11 protein-coding genes are annotated in these 12,796 nt (G+C 60.9%); 7 read left to right on the top strand and 4 right to left on the bottom strand.

What is annotated here, in order from left to right; translation table 11 throughout:
- Nucleotides 1–98: 98 nt before the first annotated feature.
- Complete coding sequence (locus ACA049_RS19265; RefSeq protein WP_497336914.1) at nucleotides 99–557, top strand: REP-associated tyrosine transposase; 459 nt, start codon at nucleotides 99–101, stop codon at nucleotides 555–557.
- 129 nt (nucleotides 558–686) lie between these two features.
- Here the strand turns inward: ACA049_RS19265 and ACA049_RS19270 are convergent, their stop codons facing one another.
- Complete coding sequence (locus tag ACA049_RS19270) at nucleotides 687–1,739, bottom strand: AraC family transcriptional regulator (protein WP_497328942.1); 1,053 nt, start codon at nucleotides 1,737–1,739, stop codon at nucleotides 687–689.
- 209 nt (nucleotides 1,740–1,948) lie between these two features.
- Here ACA049_RS19270 and ACA049_RS19275 point away from each other — a divergent pair, with 209 nt between their 5' ends.
- From ACA049_RS19275 to ACA049_RS19285, 3 genes are all read left to right on the top strand, one after another.
- Nucleotides 1,949–3,610 carry a GMC family oxidoreductase gene (locus tag ACA049_RS19275; RefSeq protein WP_497328944.1) on the top strand — a complete coding sequence of 554 codons (1,662 nt, stop codon included), beginning with the start codon at nucleotides 1,949–1,951 and terminating at the stop codon, nucleotides 3,608–3,610.
- On the top strand, nucleotides 3,579–3,938 hold the full coding sequence (locus tag ACA049_RS19280) for a hypothetical protein (RefSeq protein WP_497328946.1): 360 nt from the start codon (nucleotides 3,579–3,581) through the stop codon (nucleotides 3,936–3,938). Before ACA049_RS19275 ends, ACA049_RS19280 begins: the two co-directional genes overlap by 32 nt.
- A 148-nt stretch (nucleotides 3,939–4,086) precedes the next feature.
- Nucleotides 4,087–5,208 carry a CaiB/BaiF CoA transferase family protein gene (locus tag ACA049_RS19285; protein WP_497328948.1) on the top strand — a complete coding sequence of 374 codons (1,122 nt, stop codon included), beginning with the start codon at nucleotides 4,087–4,089 and terminating at the stop codon, nucleotides 5,206–5,208.
- A 155-nt stretch (nucleotides 5,209–5,363) separates the two neighbouring features.
- Here the strand turns inward: ACA049_RS19285 and ACA049_RS19290 are convergent, their stop codons facing one another.
- From ACA049_RS19290 to ACA049_RS19300, 3 genes are all read right to left on the bottom strand, one after another.
- The gene (locus ACA049_RS19290; RefSeq protein WP_497328950.1) at nucleotides 5,364–5,915 is read right to left on the bottom strand and encodes a DUF2889 domain-containing protein; all 552 of its coding nucleotides are present in this window, start codon (nucleotides 5,913–5,915) and stop codon (nucleotides 5,364–5,366) included.
- Complete coding sequence (locus tag ACA049_RS19295) at nucleotides 5,912–7,681, bottom strand: arylsulfatase (protein WP_497328952.1); 1,770 nt, start codon at nucleotides 7,679–7,681, stop codon at nucleotides 5,912–5,914. Before ACA049_RS19295 ends, ACA049_RS19290 begins: the two co-directional genes overlap by 4 nt.
- Before the next feature lie 139 nt (nucleotides 7,682–7,820).
- Complete coding sequence (locus tag ACA049_RS19300) at nucleotides 7,821–9,263, bottom strand: coniferyl aldehyde dehydrogenase (RefSeq protein WP_497328954.1); 1,443 nt, start codon at nucleotides 9,261–9,263, stop codon at nucleotides 7,821–7,823.
- 248 nt (nucleotides 9,264–9,511) lie between these two features.
- Between ACA049_RS19300 and ACA049_RS19305 the strand changes: the two genes are divergently transcribed.
- From ACA049_RS19305 to ACA049_RS19315, 3 genes are read left to right on the top strand one after another with little or no spacing between them, the layout of a single operon-like run.
- A complete protein-coding gene (locus ACA049_RS19305) occupies nucleotides 9,512–10,297 on the top strand; it encodes an enoyl-CoA hydratase/isomerase family protein (RefSeq protein WP_497328956.1) in 786 nt (261 codons plus the stop codon).
- A gap of 34 nt (nucleotides 10,298–10,331) precedes the next feature.
- On the top strand, nucleotides 10,332–11,579 hold the full coding sequence (locus tag ACA049_RS19310; RefSeq protein ID WP_497328958.1) for a thiolase family protein: 1,248 nt from the start codon (nucleotides 10,332–10,334) through the stop codon (nucleotides 11,577–11,579).
- Nucleotides 11,580–11,590: 11 nt separating this feature from the next.
- Nucleotides 11,591–12,748, top strand: coding sequence for an acyl-CoA dehydrogenase family protein (locus ACA049_RS19315; RefSeq protein WP_497328960.1), 1,158 nt, complete (start codon nucleotides 11,591–11,593; stop codon nucleotides 12,746–12,748).
- Nucleotides 12,749–12,796 lie beyond the last annotated feature (48 nt).

Below are 12,796 nucleotides of genomic sequence, written 5' to 3' on the forward strand. Positions count from 1 at the left end.
CTACAGGGGGATTCGACAAATTCTGAATTGCTTTACGCCGTCGGTACGCGAGGCGCCGGCTAATGTTTATCTTTCACTCATGGCTGGAGGGCAATGGAATGCCTGTCGCTGCAAACGGATGTCATCTGCGCAAGGGCCGGTTTTCTGAACCGGGACACATCTATCTCCTCACCGCCGTTACATTTCAGCGCCAGCCTGTCTTTGCAGATTGGCGGGTGGGACGCCTCTTGGTCGAGCAACTGCGCTGTGCAGAAGAATGCGACAGGGTCACCTCGATGGCTTGGGTGGTAATGCCCGATCACCTGCACTGGCTGTTCCAGCTACAACAAGGCTCGCTGTCCGAACTCGTGTGCCGCATCAAATCCCGAAGCAGCCACTCGATCAACATCAGTTGTGGCGAGCAGGGACGACTTTGGCAAAAGGGTTATTACGACCGAGCGTTGCGTCGTAATGAAGACCTGAAAGGTGCTGCGCGCTACATCATCATGAATCCGTTGCGTGCGGGGTTGGTAAAACGAATTGGCAACTATCCGCTATGGGACGCCATCTGGCTTTAACACACCCCCCCTGTAGGAGCTGTCGAGTGAAACGAGGCTGCGATCTTTTGATCTTGATCTAAAAAAGCAAGATCAAAAGATCGCAGCCTCGTTTCACTCGACAGCTCCTACATTGCTCCTGCATAGCTCTTACAAGGGTTGTGCGCGGAAATCCGTGGGGGACAAACCGGTCCAGCGCTTGAAGGCGCGGGTGAAGTTGCTGGTGTCGCTGAACCCCAGCAGAAAAGTGATTTCAGTCACCGGGCGCGAGGCCTGGCTCAGGTAGCTGCACGCCAGTTCCTTGCGCGTGTCATCGAGCAATTGCTGGAAATTGGTGCCGCGCTGCGACAGTTTTAGCTGCAGTTTGGTCGGGCTCATGCACAGGGCGCTGGCGACCTTGTCCCGGGTGCAATCGCCGTCGGGGAGGAACTCGATGATTTTTTGCGTCACCCCGGTGATCACATCGCTTTTATCCAGTCGCGACAGGTAACTGATGATGATGTTGTCGTTGACCTGGGCCAGTTCCGGACAGGAACCGCTGAGCACCTGCGTGAGGTCGGTTTTGGCGAAAACCAGCAGACCGTGTTCCTGCTTGAAGAGTACCGGCGCGCGAAACAAGGCCTCGTAAGGCTGACCGCCCTCGTGGGGCATCGGGCGGCGCATCTCCACCCGCAAGGGGCTGAATTCTTGCTTGTAGATCAGGCGCATGGTGCGGATCAGGAAACCGAAAAACGCATCCTCCGTTTCGCTGCTGAGTTCGAGTAAATGTTCGAATCGCATCAGTACTTGGTCATCGACCTGGTCGACACTGATCTTGGCCACCTGCGAAACCAGCCGGAAATAACGCTCCAGGCGTCGACAGAAATCCATCAATGTGCCGCTGGCCGCCAGTGAATACCCCAAGGCATGCAAGTGCGTCAGGTGAATGTGCTTGGCCACGGCCAGGCCGAAATACGGGTTGTTGGTCACATCGACACAGGCCCGATACAACCGGGTCATGGTCGCCGCCGGCAGGCGCGTCATCGGGTCGGTCGACAGGTCCAGCGGAATGCCCATCGCGGTGAAAATCCGCTTGCTGTCCACACCACTGGCGTCCAGCGCCCGCGCAATGGCCACGGTGTAGCTGCCGATGGTGGTGGGCTGCAACGCTTCTTCACGCAACGATTCTTCGGTGCCGGGCGTATCCATTTTCGAACCTGACATGTGCCTGCCTGTTGGAGATGCGAAAACCGATACTCGCCCCCGGATGCGCCCCGGTCAATCACTGGCGCAGCGCCTGTCCGGGATGTTCCGGTGCTTGGCGCGATAGTCACCTGTCGCAGTGACTGTCGAATTGATTCTATTGACCGGTGGCGGCGCAGCGTTCTGTCCACAATGCATTCAAGTAGTGCATCGAACAAAGAGAAGAACGCATGAACGAGAACACGGAATTCGATTACATCGTAGTCGGCGCAGGCGCTGCCGGCTGCGTGGTTGCCAGTCGTTTGTCGGAAGACCCGGATATTTCGGTGTGCCTGCTCGAAGCGGGCGGCCCCGATACCAACCCCTTGGTGCACATGCCGGCCGGTGTCGCGGCCATGGTGCCGACCTCGATCAATAACTGGCAGTACCAGACCGTGGCGCAACCGGGCTTGAACGGCCGGGTCGGTTATCAGCCCCGGGGCAAGACCTTGGGTGGCAGTTCTTCGATCAACGCCATGGCCTATCATCGCGGCCATCCCGAAGACTTCGACCGCTGGGCAGCGCTGGGCAATCCTGGCTGGAGTTATCAGGAGGTGCTGCCGTTCTTCAAACGCGCCGAGCACAACGAACACTTCAAAGACCCGCTGCATGGACAGAACGGTCCGCTCAACGTGCGCTTCCACTCCTCGCCCAATCCTTTTGGTGAAACCTTTGTCGAGGCTGGCCAGCAAGCGGGTTATCCCGCCTGCCCCGACCAGAACGGCGCGAGCATGGAAGGTTTCGGCCGAGTGCAGGTCATGCAAAAGGACGGACAGCGTTGCAGCGCGGCCAAGGCCTACCTGACGCCCAACCGGCACCGGCAGAACCTGCACATCGAAACCCATGCCCACGCCACGCGCATCATTTTCGATGGCAAGCGCGCGGTGGGCATCGAGTTCGTCCAGAACGGCATAAAACGCACGCTGCGCGCCCGCCAGGAGCTGATCCTGAGTTCCGGTGCCTTCAACTCCCCGCAGCTTCTGCTGCTGTCCGGCGTGGGGCCGATTGGCGAGTTGTTGAAGTTCGACATTCCGGTGATCCACGAGCTGCCGGGCGTCGGCCAGAACCTGGTGGATCACATTGATTACGTGCACTCCTACCGCGTCAAATCCCGCCACCTGATCGGCCTTTCGCTGGCAGGCGCCTGGGACATTGCCAAGGCAGCGATCCGTTACTGGCGCAAACGCACGGGCCCGCTGACCAGCAACTTTGCAGAGGCGTGTGCGTTCGTCAAAACCTCGCCGGAGCTGCGTCAGGCCGATATCGAACTGGCCCTGACCATCGCCATGTTCGCCGACCATGGCCGCACGTTGTATCGAGGTCATGGCCTCAGCGTGCACGCCTGTCTGTTGCACCCGAAAAGTGTCGGGCAACTGACCCTCGCCAGTGCCGATCCGATGGTGCCACCGGTGATCGACCCGGCGTTCCTGACCCACCCTGACGACATCAAGACACTGATCAAAGGCTACCGGGTCATCGAGAAAGTCATGGCCACCCCGGCTTTCAAGGCGCTCAACCCAACGGATGTCATCGACGCGTCCATGAACACCGACGCCGAGATCGAGCAGGTCCTGCGCAACCGTTCCGACACCCTGTATCACCCGGTGGGCACCTGCAAAATGGGCGCCGATGCAATGGCAGTGGTCGACGCTCGATTGAAGGTGCACGGCCTGCAAGGTCTGCGCGTGGTCGACGCCTCGATCATGCCGACTATCATTGGGTGCAGCACCACGGCAGCCACGGTGATGATCGGCGAAAAAGCCGCCGAATTTATCCGCCAGGACCGCGCAGCCAGCGCCTCTACACCCTCGAGTGACGATCATGAAACCAACGACCTTCATCACCACGCCTAAGTTGCTGACCGTTGCTGCGGTGGTCGAACTGGCCACCGGGCTGGCGTTGCTGTTCACGCCCGGGTTGGTCAGCCAGTTGCTGCTGGGCATCACCGGGACCGAGGTCATCGAGCTGTTTGCGCGGTTCTTCGGACTGGCCTTGATTGCACTGGCAATTGCCTGCTGGCCCCGGCCGGTCAACGTCGCGGCGGTGCGGGCGATGGTTGTTTATAACGGGTTGATTGCGTTGTATCTGGCGTACATCGGCGTGGTGCTCAGCAGCGGGTTGTTGTTATGGCCGGCGGTTGGGTTTCATGCGGTGATGACCGTGTTGTTGTTCCGTCGTTAAGGTCAAGAGATCGCAGCCTCGTTTTACTCGACAGCTCCTACAGGGGACTTGTGTTCCACCCGGCCAATGTAGGAGCTGTCGAGTGCAACGAGGCTACGATCTTTTGATCTCCCCCAAAAAAACTACATTCATCCAAAGGAGTACGCACATGGGCGTATTGGACGGCGTTCGCATCGTGGAAATCGCCGGCATCGGGCCGGGCCCGTTTTGCGGCATGTTGCTGGCAGACATGGGCGCCGAGGTGATTCTGGTGGAACGCGCCGGCAGCAAGGGCGCCGACCTGCTCGACCTGGGCCGGCACGCCATCGTCAATCGTGGCAAACAATCAATCGCCCTCGACCTCAAGGACCCTGAAGCGATCGAAGCCGTGTTGCGCCTGATCGAAGGGGCCGACGCGCTGATCGAAGGCATGCGCCCCGGTGTCATGGAACGTCTGGGACTGGGTCCCGACGTGTGCCTGGCCCGCAACCCGCGACTGGTCTACGGGCGCATGACCGGTTGGGGCCAGCAAGGTCCGCTGGCGCAAGCGGCGGGTCATGACCTCAATTACATCGCCATCTCCGGCGCCTTGTGGTTCAGCGGTGAAGCGGGTCAACCGCCGATGGCCCCACCTACCCTGGTGGGTGATCTGGGCGGCGGCGCGCTGTACCTGGCCATGGGCATTCTGGCCGGGATCATCAACGCCAGCACCAACGGTATCGGCCAGGTCGTGGATGCGGCGATTGTCGACGGCAGCGCCAACCTGATGAACCTGTTGCTGTCCGCACACGCCGCCGGTCAACAACCGCTGGAGCGCGGTTGCGGGTTGCTCGACGGCGCGCATTGGGGCCGCACTTACGCGTGCGCCGATGGGTTATTTGTCAGCGTGCAAGCCCTCGAACCGCAGTTCAACGCCCTGCTGTTCAACAAGCTCGGGCTGGGTGATGACCCGGATTTCAAGAGCCCTTACGATCCGCGTTTGTGGGGCACGTTACGCGAGCGTCTGGCCGCCGTGTTTGCCAGCCAGCCACGCCAGCACTGGATCGACTTGCTGGAAGGCAGCGACGCCTGTTTCGCCCCGGTGCTCACACCGGTCGAAGCCCTGACGCATCCGCACATGGCCGAACGTGGTGTGTACTCGCGTCGTAACGGCGTACTTCAAGCCGCACCGGCGCCGCGCTTTTCGGCGACGCCTTCGGCCGTGGGGAATGTGCCGAGGCGCGGCGAACACAGCACTCGGATTCTGCGCAAGTCAGGCTTGAGCGAAGAGCAGATCCAGCGATTGATCTGACTAAGATCAAAGGATCGCAGCCTCGTTTTACTCGACAGCTCCTACAGGGATCGGAGGCACCCGGAATTTCGCGGTGTACACACCGCATGCAACTCCCCTGTAGGAGCTGTCGAGTGAAACGAGGCTGCGATCTTTTGATTCGTGCCTCGCCCGCCTCACTTCTTGAGGAAAATGGCCACCGGGCTGTCCTCGCGCAACGCGTGACACGTATTGATCAGCTTGCCGGTGGCGTTGCCATACGCCTCGGTATCCGCCGCCGTGCGCGGCGCAACCATGGCCCGCGCCATTGGGATGGTCTGGAACGCCGTTGTTGCGATTGGCAGCAGCAACTCGGTCAAGTGCACGCAGCCGCCAATCCCGCCGAACAGCTCTTTGATTCGCCGTGAAAACCCCGGCCCGATGCGCTCCCCGAGCAGCTTTTCATAGTTCGGAATAGCACCGCGACATTCACTGGTGGGCACGTCGGGCATGGACACCTGAACCTCGCGCACCATGAAATCATCGTCCACGGTCAGGCGAATCAGCATGCCGTGATAGGTCTGCCCCGCCGCCACGGTCCGGCCCTCAGCCAGGGTCACCGGATGGGTCTTTCTGTCACTCAATCGGCCTTCAATATCCCAAAGCCCATCGGCGCGCAGATAGCCTTGGCACTCTACCTTGCGGCAGTGAATCAACCGGCGGCCCCACTCATCCGCTTCATCAATCATGAATCTGCCCCCTTTCGACGACGACGGCGCCATACCCACGCCCCGACCAGCAGCACCAACACCGCCACAACGGGCGGCGCGGCGGCCTTGAGTTTCGGTATGAGTACATGTTGCAAGGCGTACAACTGCCCCTGACGCTTGTAGTCGTAACCCGCCGGCATCGGCAGCACGCCGTTGACGCGCACGTACTCGGCATAGTCGGCCTGCATACCCTGGAAGCGTTCCGGCATCTGCAGCTGCAAGTCGATCACTTCACCGGGATCGGTGGCGATGTTGTAGAGGTGCCACTGTTCATCGCCCACTGGCTTGAGGCTTTTCACCAGCTTGTAATCGCCCTTGAACAACGCGGCGCTGCCGGACAGTTCATAACCGATGGCTTTGTCCTCGGCATGCACCCGTTCGGATCCCCCTTGCAGAACCGGCACCAGACTGGCGCCGATCAAGGGTTCGACTGCTTTGCCCTGGTAATGACCGTCGTGAGGTTTGACCCCGGCCACTTCCAGCAAGGTCGGGACAATGTCGGTGACATGGGTGAAGGCTCTGGAAATCTGATTGGCCTGAATACCGGGCACACCAGAAACGATCAGCGGCGTGCGTAAACCGCCCTCGCCGGCAAAAAACTTGTAGCCGCTCAAGGGCGCCGCCGCGGCGCTGGCCCAGCTCGGGCCGATGCTGGAAAACCCGCCCTTGCCGCCCAGGCGATCGATGTCGCGGGAGTACTTCACTTCAAGCCAAAGTTTCAGGGCGAGGATGTCGTAAGGGTCGGTGGGTTCACTGCCGTTATCGGAAAGGAAGACAAACACCGTGTTGTCGTACTCGCCGGTGGCTTTGAGGTGGGCGATCAGGCGACCGATTTCCAGGTCCATGGTTTGCGCCATGCCGGCATAGACTTCCATGCGCCGCGCTTCGTAGCGTTTTTCCTGATCACTCAGGGCCTCCCAGTCAGCGGTGCTCGCCATGGTTTGCATGCCGGCTGTGGCGGGAATCAGGCCCAGTTCTACCGCGCGATCCCGGCGCGCCTTGCGCAATGCGCTCCAGCCTTCGTCATAGCGGCCACGGTAGTTGTCGATGATGTCCTTGGGCGCCTGGACCGGAATGTGGTTGGCCTGAAACCCCAGATAAGCGAAAAACGGCTGGCCGTCCTGCCGATCCGCCGCGATGTAATCCATGACCTTGTCGACGATAAAAGTCGAAGAGTAATAGTCCTTGGGCAGGTGCGCTGGCTGACCGTTCTCGAACCAGGCCGCCTTGTCGTACAGCGGCGCATACGGCCGCTCTTCCCAGTTGTCCGAGCCGCTGTCGGCCTGGATGAACGAGCGCTCGAAGCCACGGTTGTTCGGCAAGGTGTCGGCGGTTTTGCCCAGGTGCCATTTGCCGGTGATGTAGGTGTGATAACCCTTGTCCTTGAGCAGGCTGGCCACGGTGATCGCATTATCGTTGAGTACGCCGCTGTAACCGGGTTTGCCCAGGTGTTCGGCGGGCATGGTTTCCGGCATGTTGCCGACGCCGTTGCGGTGATTGTCGACGCCAGTCAGCAGCATCGAGCGGGTCGGCGAGCAGGACGCGGTGACGTGGAAGTCGGCAAACTGCACGCCTTCACGGGCCAGGGTGTCGATGTTCGGTGTGGCGATTTCGCTGCCGAACGAGCCGACATCGCTGTAGCCCCAATCGTCGGCGACCAGGACCACGATGTTGGGGGCGGCGAGGCAGTGAGGGGCGGATGCCAGGCAGAATGTGGCCAGAACAAGGGGTTTCAGCAGGGACATTCGTGGTTTCCTTTTGGGCGAAGATCAAGGTCAAAAGATCGCAGCCTCGTTGCACTCGACAGCTCCTACATTGACCGGGTGGACCACAAATCCCTGTAGGAGCTGTCGAGTGCAACGAGGCTGCGATCTTTTGGCAGCCTCACGGCTTCAACAAAGCGTTCATCACTCGGCGGAACAACTTGCCGTAAGGCGGGCGCAGCAAGCCCATGACATCCCATCGTGGCGGCGTAAACACGGCGCGCTGCAAGCTAAAGGCCTTGAACCCGTCACCGCCGCGATAACGACCGAAACCCGAATTTCCACAGCCGCCAAACGGTAAGTCACTCTGGAAAATATGCTGCATCACCTCGTTGATGCAGGCACCGCCCGAAGAGGTTCGTTCCAGCACTTTCTTCGCCTCGGCGCGATCATTTCCAAAGTAGTACAACGCCAGCGGACGCGGGCGCGCATTCACGTAAGCGATGGCTTCGTCGATGGATCGATAGCTGCGGATCGGCAGCAGCGGCCCGAACAGTTCTTCCTGCATCACCCATGCGTCCTCCGGCGGGTCCACCAACAAGGTGGGCGCAATCTTGCGCACGCTGGCGAGTTCTTCCTGCGCCGGATTGACTTCGATGCAACGCACATACCGCGCTTCGGCATCGGCCAGGTACGTTTGCAGACGCTGGTACTGGCCGGGCGTGGCCATGGCGGTGTAGTCGGGGTTGTCGCGCAGGGTCGGGAACATCTTGCGCAGTTCGTCTTGCATGCTGATCAGCAACCGTTCGAGATCGTCTTCATGCACCAACACGTAGTCCGGGGCAATGCAGGCTTGTCCGGCGCTGATGCCTTTGCCGCCCCAGATCCGTCGTGCTGCATTATCCAGATCGGCACCGCGACCGATGATGGTCGGGGACTTGCCGCCCAACTCCAGCGTCAACGGCGTGAGATTCTGCGCAGCGGCGGCCATGACCAGACGCCCTACCCTCGGGCTACCGGTAAAAATGATGTGGTCCAGCGGCAATGCCGAAAAGGCCGCGCCGACCTCGGCGCCACCGACAAACGCTGCCACTTCGGTGTCATCGAAATAGCGGGCCAATAACTCGATCAACAATGCAGCCGTCGCCGGAGTGAACTCCGACAACGTGATCATCGCCCGGTTGCCCGCGGCAAAGGCTTCGGCGAGCGGCCCAAGGGCGATGGCCACCGGGAAATTCCACGGCGCCATGATGCCGATGCTGCCCAGTGGCTGGAAATGAATCTGTGCCTTGGCACCCAACCAGCCAGCGCCCATTTCCGGCGTACGCCGTTCGGCTTTCATCCACCGATGTACCCGCTTGCGCGCGTATTTGAGCCCTGCGACCGGCAGCAGCACATCGCTCATCAATGAATGGTCATGCGAGCGCCACGAAAAATCCGCAGCCAGCGCCTCGCACAATGCCTGCCGGTTCTCCAGCACCAGGGCAATGACCCGATCGATCCGATCGACACGCAACGCGACCGAGGGCGCTCCTTCGGCAATGAATGCCGCCTTTTGGCGCGCAAGGACATCCTGCATTCGGCCGATGGTCTCGTGGGCATCGAAGTGTTGGCTGCTGGCCATGACATTCCTTGGGTGCTGATTATTTTAATGACCCGATGGTGCGCAAGACCCCTGCCCGGCGCCGGTCATCTGAACCCTTTCTCCAGTCTTTGGCGCAACCGGACAGGCAATCCCCTTCGCGCATCCCCCCGCCAACACCCAGCGGACAAGCGCTTTCGTTGCAATGACCTGCGCAGCCCCGGGCGGCATTCCTACTATCGGCCCATCAACTACGCCAATAGCGCGACTAACAATAAAGGGGAGTTGTCATGAATGAAGAGGTCTTGCTGTACGAAATCATCGGCCCGGTGGCGCGCCTGACGCTCAATCGGCCACGGGCCATGAATGCGCTCAATCTGGCGACACTCGCCGAACTCGAGCACTGCCTCAACGACATCGCGAACAATGACGAGTTGCGGGCAGTGATCCTCACCGGTAGCGGCCCGGCCTTTTGCGCCGGTGCCGACCTCAAGGAAGTGTTGGCCGGCGCCAGCCTGGCAGCGGGCGAAGCTGACTTCCTCGATCGTGCCAATCAGGTCTTCGGTCAGCTGCGCAACTTTCCCAAACCGGTGATCGCCGCGCTCAACGGCGTGACCATGGCCGGCGGCCTCGAACTGGCCATGTGCGCCGACATCGTGATCGCGGCACACAGCGCCACCCTCGCGGATGCCCACGCCAACTTCGGCGTTTATCCCGGTGCAGGCGGCGCGGCAGTCCTGCCACGGCTGATCCCGTTGAACATGGCGATGTATTTGCTGATGACCGGCAAATCCCTGTCCGCCAGCGAAATGAAAGGCTACGGCCTGGTGTGCGAAGTCCATGCCGACACCGAACTCGCCGACGCCGCCCTGGCGTTGGCCAGCCAGATCGCGAAAAAGAGCCCCATCGCCCTGCGCCGCATGAAAGAAGTGGCCCGCGCCTCGGCCGACAAGTCCCGCGACGACGCCTTGCAGCACGAGCAAGTGATGTTGCGCCAACACCTGCGCACCGCCGACTTCCAGGAAGGTTTGCAAGCCTTCAGCGAAAAACGCGCACCCAACTTCAAGGGCCGCTAGGCCGCCACGTCCCCGCCATTTTCAGGAACAGACAATGAACGATATCTACGTAGTGGGCGTTGGTATGACGCCATTTGGGCGGTTGCTGGAGCGCAGCGTCTACGACATGGTCGACGAAGCCGTCGGCCTGGCGTTGAAGGATGCCGGCGCCACCACCGCTGACGTCGGCTCGGTGTATTACAGCACCATGACCAACGGCTTGTTGCAGGGCCAGACCGGTATTCCCGGCCCGATCGCCATGCGCCGCATCGGCATCGAAGGCGTGCCGGTGTTCTCGGTCGAGAACGCCTGCGCATCCGGCTCTTCGGCGTTCAACCTCGCCACGCTGGCGCTGCGTGCCGGCCAGTGCGACATCGCACTTGCGGTTGGCGCCGAGAAAATGAACATCCCCGACAAGGCCAAGATGTTCGCCGTGTTCGATGGCGGCTGGGACGTGTCCACCGTTGAACAGAACAAATACATCCTGCTGGCCATGGGCGAAGGCATCGAGCCGCCGCCGGGCACCGTTTCCGAGCGTCCTTACAGTGTGTTCATGGACGTGTATGCCGCGATTTGCCGCAACCACATGCTGCGTTACGGCACCACTCAGCGGCAGATCGCTGCCGTTGCGGCGAAAAACCACCAGCACTCGGTACACAACCCGCTGGCGCAGTTCCAGCAAGCCTTCAGCATCGACGAAGTCCTGGCTTCGCCGCCGATTTGCTACCCGTTGACCACCCTGATGTGTTCGCCGATCAGCGACGGCGCGGCCGCCGTGCTGTTGTGCACCGCCGAAGGTCTCAAGCGTTTGAAAAACAACGGTGACCGCGCCGTTCGCGTGCTCGCCAGCGTGGTGCAGACCGGCACCAACCGTGGCCTGGAAGAGCCGGAAAAAATCATCGCCCACCTCGCCGCGAAAAAAGCCTACGCCATGGCCGGTGTCGACCCATCCGACGTCGACGTTGCGGAAGTCCATGACGCCTCGGCCATCGGCGAAATCCTCAACGCCGAATCGCTGATGCTGGTGCCCTTCGGCGAAGGTGGCCCGGCAGCCGAACGCGGTGATTTCACCGTCGGCGGCCGCATGCCGATCAACCCATCGGGCGGCCTCGAATCCAAGGGCCATCCGATTGGTGCCACTGGTCTTGGCCAGATCCATGAACTGGTCACGCAACTGCGCGGTGAAGCCGGCAAGCGCCAAGTCGAAGACGCCCGCATTGCCATTCAGGAAAACGGCGGTGGCCTGTTCGGCATCGAAGAAGCCGTGGTCGCCGTCAACATTCTCGCCAACAAGAATATTTAAGGAGAACCCCCATGGGACACGTCATGCGCACCCCGGAACAACTCGAAGCCGTCGAGAGTTTCCGTCGTTTCCTGGCCGACAAGATCGACCCGGTGTTCAACAAGGAGTACCGCGATAAATTCATGCCGAAAGAGAAAATGGCCGAGATGATGCGCCAGCTCTCCGAGTTCGGCATGGTCTCCGGCGCCGTCAGCGAAGCCAACGGCGGCCTGGGCCTGGACTGGCCGACCATGACCATGCTGTTCGAAGAAGTCGCCGCCTGCTCGGTGGACCTGTCGACACCGGTGGTCATCAACTCCTTCGGCGCACAGATGCTGGAAAAACTCGCCCCGGCGCACCTGCGCGAGCGTTATCTGCCGGGCCTTATCAGCGGCGACTCGTTTGTCAGCGTCGGCATTTCGGAACCGGATGTCGGCTCCAACGTGCTGGAAATCAAGACCCGCGCCCGCCGCGACGGTGACGACTACATCATCACCGGCGAGAAAACCTGGATCAGCAACGGTTCGTACTCGGACTTCCTGATCTGCACCTGCCGCACCGGTGAAGACCCACGCAAGGGCCTGACCCACTTCCTGCTCGACCGCAAAGAACACCCGTACGAAGTACAGAACATCCACAAGATGGCCTGGAACAGCCAGTCCACCGCACAGATTTTCCTCAACGACGTGCGCGTGCCGGCCAGCAACATCATCGGCGGCGAAGGTCAGGCACTGAAAAACACCCTGTCGTTCTTCGAGCGCTCCCGCGTGTTCGTGGCCGCTCAAGGCCTGGGCATCGGCCGTCGCGCCCTGGAAGAAGCCGTGCGCTACGCCAAAGAGCGCAAGCAACACGGAAAAGTGATCGCCGGTCACCAGTTGATCAGCGGCATGCTCGCGGAAATGGCCACCAACGTTGACGCCGCCCGCCTGCTGACCTATCGCGCCGCCGAGATGATCGGTGCTGGCGTCCCGGCCGAAATGGAAGCCGCGATGGCCAAATACTTCGCGTGCGAAATGGCGGTGACTGTCGCCCGTCAAGCCGTGCAGATTCACGGCGGCGCCGGTGTGACCACCGACTTCCTGGTCGAAAAACTCGCCCGTGAAGCCATCATCGTGCCGATCCCGGAAGGCACCACGCAAATCCAGCAACTGATCATTGGCCGCGCCCTGACCGGGGTCAACGCGTTCTGATCAGCCGTCAGTTCGACACCCAACAATAACAACCCGGCCTGTGTGGGC

The sequence above is a fragment of the Pseudomonas sp. LBUM1662 genome (assembly GCF_059695915.1).

Coding starts and splice junctions, on each gene's coding strand:
- ACA049_RS19285 (WP_497328948.1), top strand. CDS start 4,087: ATGGGCGTATTGGACGGCGTTCGCATCGTGGAAATCGCCGGCATCGGG.
- ACA049_RS19275 (WP_497328944.1), top strand. CDS start 1,949: ATGAACGAGAACACGGAATTCGATTACATCGTAGTCGGCGCAGGCGCT.
- ACA049_RS19295 (WP_497328952.1), bottom strand. CDS start 7,681: ATGTCCCTGCTGAAACCCCTTGTTCTGGCCACATTCTGCCTGGCATCC.
- ACA049_RS19305 (WP_497328956.1), top strand. CDS start 9,512: ATGAATGAAGAGGTCTTGCTGTACGAAATCATCGGCCCGGTGGCGCGC.
- ACA049_RS19280 (WP_497328946.1), top strand. CDS start 3,579: ATGAAACCAACGACCTTCATCACCACGCCTAAGTTGCTGACCGTTGCT.
- ACA049_RS19310 (WP_497328958.1), top strand. CDS start 10,332: ATGAACGATATCTACGTAGTGGGCGTTGGTATGACGCCATTTGGGCGG.
- ACA049_RS19265 (WP_497336914.1), top strand. CDS start 99: ATGCCTGTCGCTGCAAACGGATGTCATCTGCGCAAGGGCCGGTTTTCT.
- ACA049_RS19270 (WP_497328942.1), bottom strand. CDS start 1,739: ATGTCAGGTTCGAAAATGGATACGCCCGGCACCGAAGAATCGTTGCGT.
- ACA049_RS19290 (WP_497328950.1), bottom strand. CDS start 5,915: ATGATTGATGAAGCGGATGAGTGGGGCCGCCGGTTGATTCACTGCCGC.
- ACA049_RS19300 (WP_497328954.1), bottom strand. CDS start 9,263: ATGGCCAGCAGCCAACACTTCGATGCCCACGAGACCATCGGCCGAATG.
- ACA049_RS19315 (WP_497328960.1), top strand. CDS start 11,591: ATGGGACACGTCATGCGCACCCCGGAACAACTCGAAGCCGTCGAGAGT.